Source organism: Streptomyces sp. CNH189, from assembly GCF_000527195.1.
On record NZ_AZUS01000008.1, the window covers coordinates 17,761 to 36,021 of the forward strand.

The following is an 18,261-nucleotide window of genomic DNA, read 5'->3' on the forward strand; positions in this document are numbered from 1 at the left end:
GGTCACGCGGCCCGCACGCTGTCGTGCGCGTACGCGCGCATCAGGGTCAGTCGGTCTTCGCCGATCCGGGCGCGCCGCTCGGGGTCGGTCACACCCAGGCCCGGACGGTCGGCCAGGCAGAGCACGCCCACCTTGCCGATGTGCTGGTTGAGCTGCACCAGCCGGGTCGCCTCGCCGGCCTCCTCCAGCGGGAACAGCGAGGTCAGCGCGGGCACCAGCGAACCCTGGTCGAACAGTCGCGCGGTGTCGACCTGTTCCTGGAGGTTCGCCACGTGGCTGCCGATGATGCGCTTGAGCCGCATCCACAGATAGCGGTTGTCGAACCGGTGCTCGTAGCCGGTGCTCGAACCGCAGGTCACCACGGTGCCTCCGCGCCGCGCGAGGAACACCGAGAGACCGAAGGTGGATTTGCCCACGTGGTCGAAGACGATGTGCGGATCCTCGCCCACGCCGTCACGGATGAGCCGGCCCAGCCGCTTTCCCTGCGCCACCGCGAGCGCCGGCTCGTCGTCGGCGTCACCGCCGAAGTCGTACTCCTCACGGTTGATCACGAGGTCACAGCCGAGGGCGCGCGCCACGCGCACCTTCTCTTCGGAGCCGACGACTCCGACAGCGATGCCGCCGCCGTTCTTCACCAACTGAACGGCGTAGGCACCCAGTCCGCCGGACGCGCCCCAGATCAGGACCACGTCCCCCTGCTTCATCCGTGCGCCGCGGTCGCTGACCAGCATGCGGTACGCGGTTCCGCCACAGGCCGGGACCGAGGCGGCCTCCTCCCACGTCAGGTGTGCCGGCTTGGGGATCAACTGGCTGGCCCGGGCGATGGCGTAGTGGGCGAGGCCGCCATAGTTGGTCTCGAAGCCCCAGGCGAGCTGGTTCTCGCTGAGCATCCCGTCGGCCTGGACGGACGCCTCCTGGTCCTCGACACAGGCCGCGTTGACCAGCACGTGGTCACCGACCCGCCAGCGCCGCACGCCGGAACCGGCGCGGACGATCACTCCGGCGGCGTCCGAGCCGAGGACGTGGAAGGGCTGGTCATGCCGCTTCGCCCAGCCACCCTGGCGCCCGTAGGCCTGGAGGAAGCCGAAGGTCGACAGCGGTTCGAAGGTCGCGGACCAGATCGTGTTGTAGTTGATGGAGCTGGCCATGACGGCTATCAGCACCTCGTCGGGCGCTAGTTCCGGCATCGGCACCGTGCCCACGTGGAGGGTCTCGCGCACGTCGCGGTCACCTTCGATCCCCTCGAAGGTCTTCTCGTCCTCGATCCGCAGGTGCGCGGCGAGGAACTCCGCCGGTACTTCCGCCGCGGCCAGTTCCTGCGGGCCGGCACCGGCACGTACTGCATCGGAGAGTGACATCATCGGGCTCCTCGTCAAGCCGTGTGAGGCTGGTCAAACGATCGGTTCTTCTGTGTCGGGCTCGGCCCCCACCCGCGTACAGGACCCGTCTGCCGCCGTCTACGGGCGTCGAGGGGCGGCGCGCTCGCGGCCGTACACGGGCGAGGCGACCAGGTCTTGAGCGAAAGAGACCACGCGGCACGGCACACTGATGTCCGCGCCGGCGGCGCGCCGGTCCGGTGTCGGCCTGGTCATCGGACCGCGCCGGTCACGTGCAGCAGGGCTCGGGCCGCCAGGCGGTAGCCGAACGCGCCGAGGCCCACCACGACACCGGAGGCCAACGGGGCGATGACCGATTCGTGCCGGAACTGCTCCCGCGCCCACACGTTGCTCAGGTGCACCTCGATCCACGGGTGCTCGTAGCTCGCGAGCGCGTCCCGCAGGCTCCAGCCGGCGATCATCAGGGCGCCAGGGTTGACCACGGCGCCGACGCTGTCGGGCCCGTGCTCGTGAACAGCGCTCACCAGATCGCCCTCCGACTCCCGCTGGATCGACAGGACCTTCCAGCCCTGCCCGCTCACCTCGTCGGCGACCGCCTGCTCGATGTCGGCCAGGGTGTCGGTGCCGTAGACCTCGGGCTCGCGACGGCCCAGGATGCCGAGGTTGGGACCGTTCAGTAGGAGCATCGTGCTCATGTGTCACCTCGTCGTTCAAAGGTCCGAAGCGCATCCGGTCCTTGGTGCGGGGTCCCATCGGGGGCGGCTGTCAGGATGTCCGTTCCGAGACGCCGGGACGAAGGTCTGTCATTGCCACGATCACCTCGAAGACACCCCGCGAGTTCATGCCGGCGCCGAGGGCCGGCGCCTCCCACCGGTCGAGCCTGCTGAGCCGGGCGCCGATGGGCCGACGAGGACGCCCGCGAGTAGTCCGCCGGTGACCGCGGGCAGACCGAAGCGCGTCCGACGTGGGGTGCGGGGGCGGCGAGGGGCATCTCGGCTTCTCTCCCGGTCAAGGGTCGGATTGGTCCGCGGGCCCGCGGCCTCTCTTGTGGCCTCCGCGCGGAGAAGGAGCGGCGCGGTGTGCGGGGCGTGCTTTCGCCGTGCGCCGGCAGGGTCTCGGAGCGGTGCGTTCGGTGAGTCGGGGGTTTCTCGCAGGCACTTGAGGCAGCGGGGAAGCGTGTCAGGTGCCGCGATGCCGCGAGGTCTTTCAGAACAGCCTCAGCCGCCGGGCCACCAGGTCGATGACCTCGGCTCCGCGGTCCACGAGGAAGAAGTGGCCGCCCTGGAAGACCTTCGTTTCACTCGCTCCGGTGGTGTGCTTGGCCCATGCCTCGGCCTCGTCAAGGGTGACCCGGGGGTCGCTGTCTCCGGTGAGCACGGTCACCGGGCAGTCGAGGTGTCGGCCGGGCTCGTGCCGGTACCGCTCGATGGCGGTGTAGTCGCTGCGGATGGCCGGCAGGATCATCGCCAGCACCTCCGGGTCGCCGAGCAGCATCTCGCTGGTTCCGCTGAGCTCCCTGAGCTCGGCCACGAGTCCAGCGTCGCTCGCCGCGTGCACCCGGTCGTCGCGATAGCGGGACGGCGCCCGCCGACCGGACGCGAACAGCCGTACCGGCGCAGGCAGCCCGGCGTCCTGCATGCGCAGCGCCACCTCGTACGCGAGGACAGCGCCCATGCTGTGGCCGAACAGAGCCAGTGGCTTGTCGTCCAGGTGCCGCAGCACGGCGAAGATCTGGTCCGCGAACTCGGGGATGTTGTCGATCCTCGGTTCGTGGAGCCGGGTCTGCCGACCTGGGTACTGGAGGGCCAACACCTCCACCGACGGGTGCAGCGCCCTGGACACCGGGAAGAAGAAACTTGCAGAACCGCCCGCGTACGGAAGGCACACAAGCCGCACATTGCTCTGCGGCGCGGGGTGCGGGACACTCACCCATTTCTCGAACTGCGCCGTTGCCTGATGCATGCCGGACGAGCTCCTCGTGGTTGGTGAGGGAATATCGACAGCCTAGGTTCCTGCAGGTGGGCCGCGTATCCCCAGATCTGATAGTCCCAAGCCCGCGAGCGGCCCGAACGCCGGTACGGATTGTTAGTCTTTCGCCGTTCCGAATCCGGCAGTTGTGCCTGCGCCGGCCACCTGCGATGAGGGGTTTCCCGTGCCCGAGACGTCACCGCACAAGCAGCCCGTCGGCGCGAGTGCCGAGACAGATGCGGACGTGATTGTCGTCGGCAATGGGCCGGTCGGGGCCACCCTCGGGATCCTGCTGGCACAGCGCGGCCGACAGACCATCATCCTGGAACGGCGCCGACGCCCCTACACCCTGCCCAGGGCGACCAGCTTCGACGGCGAGACGGCACGGCTGCTCGCCGGCTGCGGGACGGGCCCGAGCCTCGGCCGCATCACCGAGCCCGCCACCGGTTACCAGTGGCATTCCGCCGACGGTGAGGTCCTCCTCGACATCGCCTTTCGCACAGAAGGCCCGTACGGGTGGCCTGACGCCAGCACCATGCACCAGCCCGCCCTTGAGGAACTGCTGGCCTCGCGGGCGGCTTGGCTGCCCGGAGTGACTGTCGTACAGGGCCGCCAGGTGGTGGGAATCGAGGAACAGGACGACCGGGTCGTCGTGACGGCCGAGGACGAGGACGGCGCGGCCCGGACGTACTCCGCGAGGTGGGTGGTGGGCTGTGACGGTGCCAACAGCTTTGTCCGGGACCATTTGGATGTGCCGGTCACCGATCTCGGCTTCTCCTACGAGTGGCTGCTGTGCGATGTGCAGCTGCACGAGCCGGGCGAGTTCGTCCCCACCAACGTCCAGATCTGTGACCCTGCCAGGCCCACCACCCTGGTCGGCAGCGGTCCGGGGCATCGGCGCTGGGAGTTCATGCGGCTGCCCGGCGAGCGTGCCGCGGACCTGAACCGGGAGGAGACGGCCTGGCGGCTTCTCGCTCCCTACGGGGTGACCCCCGACACGGCGACGCTGCTGCGCAGCACCACGTACATCTTCCAGTCCCGCTGGGCCGAGCAGTGGCGGGTCGGTCGGGTACTGCTGGCCGGGGACGCGGCCCATCTGATGCCGCCGTTCGCCGGGCAGGGCATGTGCTCGGGCATCCGCGACGTCGTCAACCTGGTGTGGAAGCTGGACCTGGTGATGGGCGGCCTCGCCCCGGATTCGCTTCTCGACACCTACACAGAGGAACGCCGCATGCAAGTGCACAAGTCGATTCTGTCCTCGGTCCAGCTGGGCCGGGTGATCTGCGTGACGGACCCCGTGGCTGCGGCCGAGCGCGATTCCACGATCCTGGCGGGCCGCCGCGGCCGCGGTCCGGCGGTCCCGGACCCGGCGTCGCCCCTCACAGAGGGGCTCCTTCACCGGAGAGGGGACGGGTCGCCCATATCCCCGGCCGGTGAGGTGGTCCCCCAGGGACAGGTACGCGGCCTTCGAGGCACGGGCCTTTTCGACGATGTGGTCGGCCGCGGCTTCGTTCTGATGCTGGCAGAGGGCGCGGACGCCGACCTCGACGCGGAGCAGTCGGCATTCCTCACGGATCTGGGCACACATGTGGTGACGCTGCTCCCCGAGGACGGGACGCCGCAGAACATGTCGGTGGCCGACATGGGCGGCGTCTACCGCGATTTCCTGGCTCGCCACGGCGCCGACGCGGTATTGATCCGTCCGGACTACCACGTGTACGGGGCGGCCTCAGGCCCGGGGGCAGCGACGGCGCTGGTGGACGACCTGCGGGCCCGCCTGGTACTCCAGCAGCACTTCGCTGTTTCCCCCGGTCACAGGCCGGCGTCAAACGTCTGGACGAGATCGGCCACGCAGTCGGGGACGCCGGTTCCTTCTTCGCCTACCCGAGGCCACCGAGACGGAGGGCGTCCCGTAGCTCGCTGAACTTCGCGGTTGTCGCCGGGGTCCACGCCTTCGCTTGTCCGGCAAGACGGCGGGCATCCTCGATCTCGCCGAGCTTCGCGGAGGGCAGGACGCCTGCCCGCTCGATCAGGTCGTCCCGGGCCAAGGCGGTCAGCCACGTGCAAGGGGTAAAGCCTGGACGCGGGAACGCGAACCGCAGCACGCCCTCGAAGGGCAGCCCTTCCGTGGCGCCAACTCGCACTTCGACGCCCAGATCGCCGATGTCGAAGCCCGCCGGCGCGACGACCTGCATCGCCTGGATCCCGGACGCGTCGTCCACCGACAGCAGTACGAACAGCCGCCGCTCGTCGAGCCCCACCCACCAGACTTCGCCACGTTGCACAGGTCCTCCTGACACGGGCCGGCAGGCGAACTGCGCGACCCTGACGCACTGTGGAGACGGCTGCGGCCACACGATCACGCCGTGCCGCAGGTCACAGCGTACTCCGCCCCGTCGACGAAAACTCAACTCCCCTTGTTCTGCGCGATGTTGTGGCCGGAATTCCCGGCCCTGGTGACGGAGGCCCCCCAGGGGACGTCGGTGGTGGGTGGGGAAGCAGAGGGACGGCATCGTCGCCCAGCTCAACGGCCTGTTACGGGAGCTGGTCCGCGAGCAGGAGGGCCGCAGCTCCGAGCCCTCGGCCTGTGATCGACGCACAGAGCGTGAAGACCTCCACCAGCGTCCCCGCCCCCGGCCAGGGCACGGACGACGCCAGGAAGATCGCGGGCCGCAAGCGAAGCATCGTGACCGACAGGCTCGGCCTCCTCCTCGCGGTCCTGGTCACCGCGGCCAGCGTCCAGGACTCGGTGGCCGGCACCACCCTGCTCGACCAGGTCGCCGCCGAGCACCCCACGATCCGCGAAACCTGGGTGGACGGCGGCTACCGCAAACACCTCGTCGAGCACGCCGCCACCCTCGGCATCGACATGGAGATCAGCGCCCGCACACCCGGGACCAGGGAATTCACCCCGGTACCCAAACGCTGGGCCGTGGAACGGACCTACGGCTGGCTGATGCTTCCACCGACGCCTGGCGCGCGACTACGAAACGCTCCCGGCCCGCTCCGAGGCCATGATCCACCTCGCCATGACCGACCTCATCGCCCGCCGTCTCACCGGCGAGGCCACCGTCTCCTGGCGCGACCCGGCATCACCGGATCACATTCGCATACAAGGATGAAACAACGGGAGGAAACGACCTCTGCGGGGCCGTGCGTCCCGCTTCCCAGGTGGGGGAGGAGTGGGAGACAAGGGGGAGGTGATCATGGCGTGGTGCTGCATGCGCGGCCCTGGTTCAGCCGCCGGATTCGCCCGCGTGCGGGCTGAGCGCGCCGGCGGCGACCAGGGCGAGGATGACCACCCCGAGCGCGATCCGGTACCAGACGAACGGCATGAAGCTCTTGGTCGAGATGAACTTCATGAACCAGGCGATCACCGCGTACCCGGTGACGAACGCGATCACCGTGGCGAAGAGGGTCGGCCCCCAGGAGACATGGCCGCCGTCCGCCGCGTCCTTCAGCTCGAACAGGCCGGACGCCAGCACGGCGGGGACGGCGAGCAGGAAGGAGTAACGGGCCGCCGCCTCACGCCGGTAGCCCATGAACAGACCGCCGCTGATGGTGGCCCCGGAGCGCGAGACGCCCGGAATGAGTGCCAGCGCCTGGCAGAGACCGTAGATCAGCCCGTCCCTGACGTTCAGGTCGCTCAACTCCTTGCGGGGCGCTGCCACCCGGTGCCGGCCGCCGCTCTCGGCCCGCGCCGCGAGCCGGTCGGCGACGCCGAGGACGATGCCCATGCCGATCAGCATCGCGGCCGTCAGCCGCAGATCGCGGAACGGCCCCTCGATCTGGGCCTTGAGCGTCACCCCGAGCACACCGATCGGGATCGAGCCGACGACGACCAGCCAGCCCGTGCGGGCGTCCGGGTCCCGGCGCATCTCCTTGTCCGTCAGCGAGCGCGTCCACGCGGACAGGATGCGTCCGATGTCCTTGCGGAAGTAGATCAGCACCGCGGCCTCCGTGCCGATCTGGGTGATCGCGGTGAAGGCCGCACCGGGGTCCTCCCAGCCGGAGAAGGCCGCGGTCAGCCGCAGGTGCGCGCTGGAGGAGACGGGCAGGAACTCTGTCAGACCCTGGACGAGTCCGAGGATCAGTGATTCGAACCAAGACATGGGGCAGCGGGATCCAAGTGCCGATCGCGGAACGGTCGAAGGGCACACCCCACCGCCGGGTGCGGTGTGTCGATCTCCGGGCGCGCCGACGGCGAACTGTAGCGCTCGGAGATGAATGTTCCGGGAAGGCCGGATGGCCCGCCGTGTCCCCGCCGGTGACGCTCAGGCGGCCGCCGGGCCGCGCACCGTCCAGCCGGGGACCTGGGGATGCGCGGTCAGGTCCTGGTGGTGCGCCTCCTCGCCGCAGGCTTGGCAGGTGACGACCGGGACGAACTCGTTGCCGCAGCTGTGCTCCAGCACCATCGGGGTGCCGCTCTCGGCCCGCAGGTGCCGGTCGCCCCACTCCTTCAGGGTCCACAGCACGGGCTCCAGTTCGAGTCCCGCCCGGGTGGGCCGGTACTCGAAACGCTGCGGGCGCTCGCTGTACGGGCGTTTGGTGAGGACCCCGGCGTCGACCAGTCGGCGCAGCCGTGTGGCCAGGATGTCGCGCGGGGCGCCGATGTTGCGCACGAGCTGGTCGAAGCGGCCGTTGCCGAGGCACACCTCGCGCAGCACGAGCAGGGAGTACTTCTCGCCCACGAGGGCGAGCGTGTCGGCGACGGAGCAGGGGCGCGGGTCTTTGGAGGCGGCCATGGGGCCAGTTTACGGGCTCTCCGGTGAAGGGTTTGTTTTTCCAACTTACCGGGTTATGGTGAGTTCGGATTTCCTACTCACCGGTAGCCCAAGTCCCGGTGACCGTCCTGTCGTGAACCGGTCCGGCCAAGGAGGCCCGCACCATGCGTGACGCAGTCATCGTGGAAGCCGTACGCACCCCCGTCGGCAAGGGCAAGCCCAACGGCACCCTCGCCCACGTCCACCCGGTCGAACTGCTCGCCCACACCCTGCGCGCCCTCGTCGAACGCTCCGGCGTGGACCCCGAGCTGATCGACGACGTCATCGGCGGCACCGTCGACCAGATCGGCGAGCAGGCCATGAACACCACCCGCTACGCCGCCCTCTCCGCCGGACTGCCCGAGTCCGTGCCCGCCACCACCGTCGACCGCCAGTGCGGCTCCTCCCAGCAGGCCGTGCACTTCGCCGCCCAGGGCGTCATCTCCGGCGCGTACGACGTCGCCGTCGCCTGCGGCGTGGAGTCCATGAGCCGGGTGCCGATGTGGTCCAACGTGCCCGAGGGCAAGGACCCGTTCGGACCCGGAGTCGCCGCGCGGTACCCGGAGGGCCTCGTCCCGCAGGGCATCAGCGCCGAACTCATCGCCGCCAAGTGGTCGATCACCCGCGAGCAGATGGACGCCTTCGCCGTCTCCTCGCACCGCCGGGCGGCCGGGGCCTGGGACGCCGGGCTGTTCGACGCCGAGGTCGCGCCCCTGGAGGGCGTCACGCGCGACGAGTGCGTGCGCCCCGGCACCACCACCGAGGTCCTCGCCGGACTCCGCCCCGCCTACCACGACCCGCACTTCGCCGAGCGCTTCCCGCAGATCGAGTGGAACGTCACCGCCGGCAACGCCAGCCCGATCAACGACGGCGCGTCCGCCGTCCTCGTCATGGCCGGGGAGACGGCCGCCCGGCTCGGCCTGCGCCCCCTCGCACGGCTGCACAGCTTCGCCGTCACCGGCTCCGACCCGCTGCTGATGCTGACCGGCGTCGTCCCGGCCACCGAGAAGGTGCTGCGCCGGGCCGGCCTGTCACTCGGCGACATCGACCTGTTCGAGGTCAACGAGGCGTTCTCCAGCGTGGTCCTCGCCTGGCAGCAGGAGACCGGCGCCGACCTCGACAAGGTCAACGTGCACGGCGGCGCCATCGCCCTCGGCCACCCGCTCGGCGCGAGCGGCACCCGGCTGACGACGACCCTGGTCCACGCCATGCGCGAGCGCGGCGCGCGGTACGCCCTGCAGACCATGTGCGAGGCCGGCGGCCTGGCCAACGCGATGATCCTGGAACGCGTCTGACGCACCGCCGGGCCGGACGGCCCCCGGTGGCCCGCCTACCGGGCGCGCAGCCGGTGCCGCTTGCGCCACGCCACGGCCGCCCCCGCGAGCCCCGGCAGCGCGATGCAGGCCAGCGCGATCAGGAAGGCCGGGGACGTCGGGGTGGAGGCCCGGGAGCCGGCCACCACGTAGGCGGCGGTGTTCGGGATCGACCCGAGCGCCGTCGCCAGCAGGAACGGCAACAGGCCCATCCGGGAGACGGAGGCGCAGTAGTTGGCGGCGGCGAACGGGACACCGGGGAACAGCCGCGCCGCCAGCATCGACCGGAAACCGTGCCGGCTGAGCTGGTGGTCCGCGGCCTTCAGCCAGCGTCCGCGCAGCAGCGGACGCAGCGCCTCCTGGCCGAGCACCCGCCCCAGGCAGAACGCGAGCCCGGCGCCCAGCACCGTGCCGCCCAGCGCCGCGACCAGGCCGAACTGGGAGCCGAACAGCGCCCCCGCGGCCAGGTTCAGCAGCGGGCGCGGCACGAACGCGACGGTGCACGCCCCGTACGCCACCGCGTAGGCGACGACGGCGGCGGCGCCGCCGAGCCGGACCATCCCGCCGTCGGTCAGCAGCCGCTGTGGCTCCATGACCACCATGACCGCCGCCGCCGAGGCGAGCAGCACGACCAGCAGGGACAGCCGTGACCACGGCGACAGCAGGACTCTCGCGCACCGGCCGAGCGGAGTCGTGGCGGGCGCGAGAGCGGGTGCGGCCGTGGGGACGGCGACCGCGAGGTCGGACGAGGCGGCCCGGGGACGGGCCGTGGCGGTGCCCCCAGAGCGGTTGGTGGCATCGAGCATCCGGTGACACTAACCGACATAGGTGCGAGATCGCCGTAGTGTTCGTCTCATGAGCGTCACAGAAGACGGTGCGGCGCCGCCCCGCGTGCCGGACAGTCCGCTCGCCGACACGGTGCTGAAGCGGCTCACCGCCGCGTACGCGCCCGCGGCCGACCCCGCCCGGGCGGACGCCATGAGGGCGTACATGAAGGACGTCGCCCCCTTTCTGGGCCTGGCCACCCCGGCGCGGCGCGCGCTGTCCCGCACCGTCGAGGCGGGACTGCCCCGGCCGTCCGAGGCCGACTGCACGGCCGTCGCCCTGCGCTGCTGGGACCTGCCCGAGCGCGAGTACCACTACTTCGCCTTGGACTACCTGCGCACGCACGTACGCCGGTGCTCCTCCGGCTTCCTGCCCGTCACCCGGCACCTCGTCACCACCGTCCCCTGGTGGGACACCGTCGACCTGCTCGCCGCGCACGTCGTCGGGGCGCTGGTCGCCGCCGACCCGGCGCTCACCGCCGAGATGGACCGGTGGAGCGCCGACGACGACCTGTGGCTCGTCCGCACCGCGCTGCTGCACCAGCTCCGCTACAGGGAACGCACCGACACCGACCGGCTCTTCGGCTACTGCCTGCGTCAGTCCGGCCACCCCGGCTTCTTCGTCCGCAAAGCCGTCGGCTGGGCCCTGCGCGAGTACGCCAAGACCGACCCGGAGGCGGTACGCGACTTCGTCGCGCGCGAGGGCGACCGGTTCGCGCCGCTGTCGGTACGCGAGGCGCTGAAGAACATCGGGGCGTGAGCGGTGGGAGCCGCTGAAGCGTAGGGCGGACTTCCGCTTCGCGGAAAAACAAGTCGACGCGGGGCGCCGCGTCGGCAAGGATCGACGTCATGTTCCGGTACGCCTTCCTCCTCGCAGCATCCGCGGTCGCGGATGCCCCGAAGGCTGCCGTCCCCGTTCTCCTCGCCGCAGTCGACGGCGCCCGAAGCTGACCCTCCCCGGATCGTCCGGCGGACCCCCCAGGGGGAGGGTCGGCCAGGTTCCTGGGGTCCCCGTCCCGGCCGCGCGCCGATCCGCCGCGCCCGGGGCCCTACGCGTCAGCACCCGAGAGGCTTCGAGGTACCGCCATGTCCAAGACGGCGTACATCCGCACCAAACCGCACCTCAACATCGGCACGATGGGCCACGTCGACCACGGCAAGACGACCCTGACCGCCGCCATCACCAAGGTCCTCGCCGACCGCGGCTCCGCCGGCTTCGTGCCGTTCGACCGCATCGACCGGGCCCCGGAGGAGGCCGCCCGCGGCATCACCATCAACATCGCGCACGTCGAGTACGAGACCGACACCCGCCACTACGCGCACGTCGACATGCCCGGCCACGCCGACTACGTGAAGAACATGGTCACCGGCGCCGCCCAGCTCGACGGGGCGATCCTCGTCGTCTCCGCGCTCGACGGGATCATGCCGCAGACTGCCGAACACGTGCTGCTCGCCCGGCAGGTGGGCGTCGACCACATCGTCGTCGCGCTCAACAAGGCCGACGCGGGCGACGAGGAGCTGACCGACCTGGTCGAGCTGGAGGTCCGCGAGCTGCTCTCCGCGCACGGCTACGGCGGCGACGTGGCGCCCGTCGTCCGGGTCTCCGGACTCAGGGCGCTGGAGGGCGACCCGCGCTGGACGGCGTCGATCGAAGCACTGCTGGACGCGGTCGACACCTATGTGCCCGTGCCCGAGCGCTATCTGGACGCGCCGTTCCTCATGCCGGTGGAGAACGTGCTCACCATCACCGGCCGGGGCACCGTCGTCACCGGCGCGGTGGAGCGGGGGACGGTCCGCGTCGGCGACCGGGTGCAGGTACTCGGCGCGGACACCGAGACCGTGGTGACCGGCCTGGAGACCTTCGGCAAGCCGATGGCGGAGGCGCAGGCCGGGGACAACGTGGCGCTGCTGCTGCGCGGGGTGCCACGCGACGCGGTGCGGCGCGGGCACGTGGTGGCCGCGCCGGACAGCGTGACGCCCAGCAGGCGGTTCACGGCGCGACTGTATGTGCTGTCGGCCCGCGAGGGCGGCCGGACGACACCGCTGTCGACCGGCTACCGGCCGCAGTTCTACATCCGCACGGCGGACGTCGTCGGTGACGTCGACCTCGGTGAGGCGGCGGTCGCGCGGCCCGGGGACACGGTGACCGTCACCGTGGAGCTGGGGCGCGAGGTGCCGCTGGAGCCCGGCCTCGGCTTCGCCGTCCGTGAGGGCGGCCGCACCGTCGGCGCCGGGACGGTGACGGAGGTCGCGTGAGCCTCTGACGCGCACGGCCGCCCGCTCCCTCGGCAGGGGGCGGGCGGCCGTGCGTGGGGGCGGCGGCACAATGGGAGCGTGAGCGAGCCCATCCCCGTGACCCGCGCCGTCGAGCACGGCACCGCCAAGCTGATGCCCGACGTCGACCGGGAGCGGGCCTGGCTGCTGACCGTCGACGGGGCGCCTCAGTCCTACGTCGACCTGGACGAGCCGACACACCTGGAGTTCGAGTACGCCCGGCGGCTCGGGCACGTCCTCGACGTCGTCGCCCCGCCCGGCGCGGCGCTGGACGCCGTGCATCTCGGGGGCGGGGGGATGACCCTGCCCCGTTACGTGGCCGCCACCCGGCCCGGCTCCCGCCAGCACGTGGTCGAGGCCGACGGGGGGCTCGCCGCCCTGGTCGCCGAACACCTGCCGCTTCCGGCCGGTGCGGGCGTCACCGTGCACACCGCGGATGCCCGCGGCTGGCTGGAAGCGGCCCCGGACGACAGCGCGGACGTGGTGGTCGCCGACGTCTTCGGCGGCTCCCGGGTGCCCGCGCACCTCACCACCGTCGCGTACGTCGAGGAGGTCGGGCGGGTGCTGCGGCCCGGCGGGGTGTATCTCGCGAACCTCGCGGACGCGGTCCCGTTCGTGTTTCTGCGTTCGCAACTGGCGACGGTGGGTGCGCGGTTCGCGGAGTTGGCGATGGTCGCCGAGCCGGCGGTGCTGCGGGGGCGTCGGTTCGGGAACGTCGTTCTGGCGGTTTCCGACCGCCCTCTGGACATCCCGGCCCTGACCCGCGCGGTCGCCGCCGATCCGTTTCCGGCGCGGGTGGAACACGGGGTGTCACTCCGTCACTTTGTGGGGGACGCGGTGTCGCTGGATGAGGGGACGGCGGTTCCGTCGCCGTTGCCGCCCTCGGGGGCGTTCGCGATCGGTTAGAGCGCGGCTGCGGCGCCGTGGCGGCCGTCCGCGCAGTTCCCCGCGCCCCTGGGGATGCGGTCCGACCGTCGCCCTTGAGGGGCGCGACGAACTGCGCGATCAGCCCCCACTGGGCCGGGGGTGGTTTTGGGGGTACGCCCCCCGTCGCCCCTCAGGGGCGCGGGGAACTGCGCGATCAGCCCTCGCCGGGCCGCAGTGGTGCGGGGGGCTCCTGGGGCGGGCGGTCCCGGCCGAGGGATCAGCCTCGGGTGGGCTCGGTGGGGGCGGCGGCGGAGAGCGGGGCGTCCACGACGCCCGTCACCTGCTTGGTGCGCCGGCGCAGATTCCGCACATCGGGTACGCACAGCACCGCCGCCGTGACCACGACGACAAGCACGGCGCAGCCCCACAACGCGTCGGTGCGGCCGAACGCCGTCTCCGCCGGCCCGGCGAGGGCCATCGCCGCCGGGACCAGCGCGACCGAGCCGAACCAGTCGTAGGCGGAGACCCGGGACAGCTTCTCCTCGGGGATCTCCTGGTGCAGCGCGGTCATCCAGGACACGCCGAACACCTCCACGGACACACCCGTCAGGAACATCACCGTGCACAGCACCCCGACCGGGACGGGCAGGGCCAGGGCGGCGGACGGCAGCGCCAGCGGGAACACGCACAGGGTGCCGACCAGCAGCAGACGGCGCGGCTGCCAGCGGGTCATCAGCAGGGCGCCCGTCACCGTGCCGCCGCCGAAGAAGGCCAGCGCCACACCCCACGGGGCGGCCCCGCCCAGGTGGTCCCGGGCGACCAGCGGCCCGTAGACGGCGTCGGCCGCGCCGACGACCGCGTTGGCGACGGAGAACTGCACGACGATGCCCCACAGCCACGGCCGGCCCGTGAACTCCCGCCAGCCGTCCCTGAGGTCGGCGAGCATCCCGCCGCCCGGGGCCCGGGCCGGTATGTGCTTCACGTCGAGGAAGGCCCGCAGGACCGCCGCGACCGCGAAGGCCGCCGCGTCCGCCGCCAGCACCCAGCCGGGTCCGATCGCGGCGACCATGGCGCCGCCGAGCGCGGCGCCGCCCAGGGTCGCCCCGTGCATCGCCATGCGGAACACCGCGAACGCCCGCCCGGCCTGCTCGCCGTCGACCGAGGAGAGCAGCATGCCCTCGGCGGCCGGGTTGAAGAACGCCTGCCCGGCACCGCCGAGCCCGCTGAGCAGCATCATCTGCCACAGCAGCGGCTGACCGGTGAGGACCAGCGCGGCGAAAGCGGCCTGCGACACACAGTTCAGGGCGTTGGCCGCGACCATCACGTGGTGCCGGGGCAGCCGGTCCGCGACGGCACCGCCGATCAGCAGGAACAGCACCAGCGGCAGGGTGCGGGCGGCGGCCACGAGGCCCACGTCCCCGCCGTCGCCGCCCGCGCCCAGAACGGCGAACGCGGAGGCGATCAGGGCACCGTGGCTGCCCAGGTTGGTCACCACGGCGGAGGCGGTCAGCAGTGTGTAGTTGCGGCCGGCCCAGGCGGGACGGCGGCGGACGGCGGAGGTCGGCACCCGGTGACTATCGCCGGGACCGGCCCGACTTGCCAAATGAGTTCTGGGGGCCCTCTCGCCGGGGCCCGGCCGTCACCCCTCCTTCGGCGGTTCCTCCGTCAGGCGGACCGTGCTGAGGATCTTCTGCACGGTCGCCTCGGGAATCTCGTCCTTGACACCCTTGGCGCCGTACAGGTTCCACGTCACGTAGTCACCGGCGCCGTTCTGGAAGCCGAACGTGATCGCCTTGCCCTCGGTGTCGCACTTCCCCTTCTGCGGGGTGTTCTCCGAGTGCGCGGTGGCCACGTGCCCGGTGATGCCGGACTTCGTGGTGTACGGCTTCGGCGCGTCGAACTTCACGCTCTTCTTGTCCGGCTGCGTGTAGCCGCCGAAGATCCACCAGGGCACCCGGGTCTCGGCCGCCTCCTTGGTGTTCTTGGCGCCGTTCTCGCCGCGGGTGCCGGTGGTGGCGAGCGCGGTGTCCTCCATGCGCCCGTCCTTGTTCTCGTCGACGGAGCACCACTTGGACTTCAGGTAGGCGGGAGCGGTGACGGTGGTACGGCCCATCTCACCGTCCTTCTCCTCCCACTCGAAGCCCACGCTGGTGTCCGGGGTCTCGATCTCCCAGTCCGCCGGGACGTCGAACTTGGTGCCGAAGCGCGTGTTCACGACGACCTGCCAGCCGGGGATCGTCGCCTGCTCGCCGTCACCGCCGCGCGGGTTGCCCTGCGACGGGGAGACGCTCGGCTCCGCGGAGGTCTCCTTGGACGCGGTCGCGCTCGGCTCGGTCTTCTTGCCGTCGGCCTCGTCGTCCTTGTCACCGCCCAGCACCAGGAAGCCCGTGACACCCGCGGCGACGACGACCGCCGTCGCCGCGATGATCGCCACCAGCTTCGTACGGTTCCCGCCTCCGCCACCGCCGCCGTCCGACGGCTGCGGCATGCCGACGGTGGAGGGCTCGCCCCACTGCGGCTGCTGCTGGTACGGGTTCGGCTGCTGGTAGCCGGGCTGCTGATACGGATTCGGCTGCTGGTACCCCGGCTGCTGGTACGGATTGTTCGACTGCGGGTTCTGCTCGCCCCCGGGCGGCTGCTGTCCTGGCCACATGGGCAGCCACCCTAGCCGCGCCCCGGACACGATTGGGTCACCGCCCTTTGACAGGGGCGTAGCAACTTCGAGGAGTCGGGCGCCGCCGCGTGGTCCGTGGCCCCTACAGCGCTCCGCCGGCGCCGTACGGGCCGAACAGGTCGAGCAGCCGGACCCGGGCGGAGTGCAGCCGGTGGGCCACCACCTCGCCGACCCAGCGGGTCACCTCCCGGCCCAGCTCCGGTTCCCGCTCGCACAGGGCGAGGACGGACGCGGCGTCGAACTCGAACGCCCGCACCGGGGTGGCCGCCTCGGCGCCCAGGTGCCAGACGTGCGGCGAGAACAGCCACGACCAGCCGATCAGCTCGTTGTGCCCGAGGCGCTCGATGAGGACGGCCCGGCGGCCCGGCACGCGCATGTCGAGCTCGACGGTGCCGGTCCGGATCACCCAGAACCGGTCTGCCCGGCCGCCCTCCTCGAACAGCCGGGTTCCTGGCGGGAAGGACACCTCGCGCGCGGCGGACATGAGCTGGGCCCGGTGCTCGGCGGGCAGCGCTCGCGGCAGGCTGGGGGACGGGGGAGCGAACATGGCGGGCCTCCCGGACGCGATCTGTGTGCCGTCGGTATCTCCCGTGGCTGCTTCCAGGGTCGTCCCGGCCCGGCCTGCGTCACATGGGCCGTACGGCCCCGACAGCGCGGCATCCGGCCCCGGAAATGCGACGTTCCCCGACCCGGTAGGCTTCCCGACCGTGCCCCTCGACCGGGCGCACGCGAACGCAGACGGCATCGGCGGACCGGAGGAAGAGGCGTTGCACGTCCAGGAATGGCTCGAGACCGTACCCGCGGTCGCCGTGTACGCGCTGGTGGGAGTGGTCATCGGGCTGGAGAGCCTGGGCATCCCGCTGCCCGGCGAGATCATCCTGGTCTCCTCCGCGCTGCTCGCCTCCCAGCACGGTGACATCGACCCGGTGATCCTGGGCGCCTGCGCCACGGCCGGCGCGATCATCGGCGACTCGATCGGCTACGCCATCGGCCGAAAGGGCGGGCGCCCGTTGCTGGCCTGGCTGGGCGGGAAGTTCCCCCGCCACTTCGGTGAGGGGCACATCGCCACCGCCGAGCGGTCCTTCCAGAAGTGGGGCATGTGGGCGGTCTTCTTCGGCCGTTTCGTCGCCCTGCTGCGGATCTTCGCCGGCCCCCTCGCGGGCGTGCTGCGGATGCCGTACTGGAAGTTCCTGATCGCCAACGTCCTCGGCGGCATCGTGTGGGCGGGCGGCACCACGGCCGTCATCTACTACGTGGGCATCGTCGCCGAGTCCTGGCTGAAGCGGTTCTCGTGGCTCGGCCTGGTGCTGGCCGTGCTGATCGGCGTCACCTCGATGCTGGTGCTCAAGCGCAAGGCGAAGAAGGCGGCGGCCGCCGCGGAACCGACGCCCACTGCGGCGCCCGTGGGCGACTGACCCCGCCCGGGCCGGTGGGGGCTTGTCGCGCAGTTCCCCGCGCTCCTGGGCATGCGGCCCGACCGTCGCCCTTCAAGGGCGCGGGGAACTGCGCCATCAGCCCCCGCCGGGACGCGGGTGGCTTGGGGGGTGCGGCCCCGTCGCCCCTCGGGGGCGCGGGGAACTGCGCGAACGACCGACCCCCACCCGCCCGCAGCCGAGCTGCGACCCGATTCAGCCCGCGTGCTGATCCCGGTGCGCCTTCGCCAGCTCCGCGTACATCGTGCCGTTGAGGGTCAGCCCCTCCCGCTCCTCGGCCGTCAGCTCCCGCCGCACCTTCGCCGGCACCCCCGCGACCAGCGAGCCGGGAGGCACCCGCATCCCCTGCGGCACCAGCGCCTGCGCGGCGACCAGCGACCCCGCGCCGATCACGGCACCGTTCAGCACGGTCGCGCCCATGCCGACCAGGCAGTCGTCCTCGACGGTCGCCCCGTGCACCACCGCGTTGTGCCCGACGGACACCCGCTCGCCGACGGTGACCGGGAACCCGGGGTCGGCGTGCAGGGTGCAGTTGTCCTGGATGTTGCTGCTCGCGCCCACCGCGATCGACTCCACGTCGCCGCGGAGCACCGCGCCGTACCAGACGCTGGCGCCGGCGTGCAGCGTCACGTCACCGATCACGCTCGCCGTGGGCGCCACGAACGCCCCCTCGTCGATGCGCGGCTCCTTGCCGCCGATGCCGGTGATCAGAGCCTGGTGCGTCATCGTCGCCTCCTCGTCGGGTGTCGGGGGAACCGTACGCCACCGGTGGGGTGAAGATCACAGGGGCGTCGGGCCGTGGTCACGG

17 protein-coding genes and 1 pseudogene are annotated in these 18,261 nt (G+C 71.7%); 7 read left to right on the forward strand and 11 right to left on the reverse strand.

What is annotated here, in order from left to right:
• Positions 1-2: 2 nt before the first annotated feature.
• The 3 genes from ccrA to B100_RS0112835 all read right to left on the reverse strand — a co-directional run bounded on the left by ccrA (position 3) and on the right by B100_RS0112835 (position 3,299).
• Positions 3-1,361 (reverse strand): crotonyl-CoA carboxylase/reductase, encoded by a 1,359-nt coding sequence (gene ccrA / locus B100_RS0112825; RefSeq protein WP_024884842.1) that lies wholly within the window; start codon positions 1,359-1,361, stop codon positions 3-5.
• Positions 1,362-1,588: 227 nt separating this feature from the next.
• Complete coding sequence (locus B100_RS0112830; protein WP_024884843.1) at positions 1,589-2,032, reverse strand: type II 3-dehydroquinate dehydratase; 444 nt, start codon at positions 2,030-2,032, stop codon at positions 1,589-1,591.
• A gap of 511 nt (positions 2,033-2,543) precedes the next feature.
• Positions 2,544-3,299 carry an alpha/beta fold hydrolase gene (locus tag B100_RS0112835; RefSeq protein WP_024884844.1) on the reverse strand — a complete coding sequence of 252 codons (756 nt, stop codon included), beginning with the start codon at positions 3,297-3,299 and terminating at the stop codon, positions 2,544-2,546.
• 154 nt (positions 3,300-3,453) lie between these two features.
• Here B100_RS0112835 and mhpA point away from each other — a divergent pair, with 154 nt between their 5' ends.
• The gene (gene mhpA / locus B100_RS0112840) at positions 3,454-5,229 is read left to right on the forward strand and encodes a bifunctional 3-(3-hydroxy-phenyl)propionate/3-hydroxycinnamic acid hydroxylase MhpA (RefSeq protein WP_486585634.1); all 1,776 of its coding nucleotides are present in this window, start codon (positions 3,454-3,456) and stop codon (positions 5,227-5,229) included.
• Here mhpA and B100_RS0112845 read toward each other — a convergent pair.
• Positions 5,186-5,590, reverse strand: coding sequence for an mRNA interferase PemK (locus tag B100_RS0112845; RefSeq protein ID WP_024884846.1), 405 nt, complete (start codon positions 5,588-5,590; stop codon positions 5,186-5,188). The genes mhpA and B100_RS0112845 overlap by 44 nt on opposite strands.
• A gap of 214 nt (positions 5,591-5,804) precedes the next feature.
• Here B100_RS0112845 and B100_RS35475 point away from each other — a divergent pair.
• Positions 5,805-6,427 (forward strand): annotated as a pseudogene (locus B100_RS35475) (transposase); the annotation flags it as partial.
• A gap of 114 nt (positions 6,428-6,541) precedes the next feature.
• On the opposite strand, the gene B100_RS0112855 reads toward B100_RS35475, so the two are convergent.
• Both B100_RS0112855 and B100_RS0112860 read right to left on the reverse strand, forming a co-directional pair.
• Positions 6,542-7,417, reverse strand: coding sequence for an undecaprenyl-diphosphate phosphatase (locus B100_RS0112855; protein WP_024884848.1), 876 nt, complete (start codon positions 7,415-7,417; stop codon positions 6,542-6,544).
• 162 nt (positions 7,418-7,579) lie between these two features.
• Positions 7,580-8,050 (reverse strand): winged helix-turn-helix transcriptional regulator, encoded by a 471-nt coding sequence (locus B100_RS0112860; protein ID WP_024884849.1) that lies wholly within the window; start codon positions 8,048-8,050, stop codon positions 7,580-7,582.
• Positions 8,051-8,193: 143 nt separating this feature from the next.
• Between B100_RS0112860 and B100_RS0112865 the strand changes: the two genes are divergently transcribed.
• Entirely contained in the window at positions 8,194-9,363 is a 1,170-nt protein-coding gene (locus B100_RS0112865) for a thiolase family protein (protein ID WP_024884850.1), read from the forward strand.
• A 35-nt stretch (positions 9,364-9,398) separates the two neighbouring features.
• Here B100_RS0112865 and B100_RS0112870 read toward each other — a convergent pair whose 3' ends face one another.
• Positions 9,399-10,187: a TVP38/TMEM64 family protein gene (locus B100_RS0112870; RefSeq protein WP_024884851.1), complete on the reverse strand. Its 789-nt coding sequence runs from the start codon at positions 10,185-10,187 to the stop codon at positions 9,399-9,401.
• A 49-nt stretch (positions 10,188-10,236) separates the two neighbouring features.
• Here B100_RS0112870 and B100_RS0112875 point away from each other — a divergent pair, with 49 nt between their 5' ends.
• From B100_RS0112875 to B100_RS0112890, 3 genes are all read left to right on the forward strand, one after another.
• Positions 10,237-10,965 carry a DNA alkylation repair protein gene (locus B100_RS0112875; protein ID WP_024884852.1) on the forward strand — a complete coding sequence of 243 codons (729 nt, stop codon included), beginning with the start codon at positions 10,237-10,239 and terminating at the stop codon, positions 10,963-10,965.
• A gap of 326 nt (positions 10,966-11,291) precedes the next feature.
• Positions 11,292-12,461, forward strand: coding sequence for an elongation factor Tu (tuf, locus tag B100_RS0112885; protein ID WP_024884853.1), 1,170 nt, complete (start codon positions 11,292-11,294; stop codon positions 12,459-12,461).
• Positions 12,462-12,539: 78 nt separating this feature from the next.
• The gene (locus tag B100_RS0112890; RefSeq protein ID WP_024884854.1) at positions 12,540-13,385 is read left to right on the forward strand and encodes a fused MFS/spermidine synthase; all 846 of its coding nucleotides are present in this window, start codon (positions 12,540-12,542) and stop codon (positions 13,383-13,385) included.
• A 238-nt stretch (positions 13,386-13,623) separates the two neighbouring features.
• On the opposite strand, the gene B100_RS0112895 is transcribed toward B100_RS0112890, so the two are convergent.
• The 3 genes from B100_RS0112895 to B100_RS0112905 form a co-directional block, all read right to left on the reverse strand.
• Complete coding sequence (locus B100_RS0112895; protein WP_024884855.1) at positions 13,624-14,913, reverse strand: MFS transporter; 1,290 nt, start codon at positions 14,911-14,913, stop codon at positions 13,624-13,626.
• Between the two features lie 72 nt (positions 14,914-14,985).
• Positions 14,986-15,999 carry a DUF8017 domain-containing protein gene (locus B100_RS0112900; protein WP_024884856.1) on the reverse strand — a complete coding sequence of 338 codons (1,014 nt, stop codon included), beginning with the start codon at positions 15,997-15,999 and terminating at the stop codon, positions 14,986-14,988.
• 103 nt (positions 16,000-16,102) lie between these two features.
• Positions 16,103-16,567 (reverse strand): cyclic nucleotide-binding domain-containing protein, encoded by a 465-nt coding sequence (locus B100_RS0112905; RefSeq protein WP_024884857.1) that lies wholly within the window; start codon positions 16,565-16,567, stop codon positions 16,103-16,105.
• Between the two features lie 220 nt (positions 16,568-16,787).
• On the opposite strand from B100_RS0112905, the gene B100_RS0112910 reads away from it, so the two are divergent.
• A complete protein-coding gene (locus tag B100_RS0112910) occupies positions 16,788-17,435 on the forward strand; it encodes a DedA family protein (RefSeq protein WP_024884858.1) in 648 nt (215 codons plus the stop codon).
• A 213-nt stretch (positions 17,436-17,648) separates the two neighbouring features.
• On the opposite strand, the gene B100_RS0112915 is transcribed toward B100_RS0112910, so the two are convergent.
• Complete coding sequence (locus tag B100_RS0112915; protein ID WP_024884859.1) at positions 17,649-18,179, reverse strand: gamma carbonic anhydrase family protein; 531 nt, start codon at positions 18,177-18,179, stop codon at positions 17,649-17,651.
• Positions 18,180-18,261: the final 82 nt, after the last annotated feature.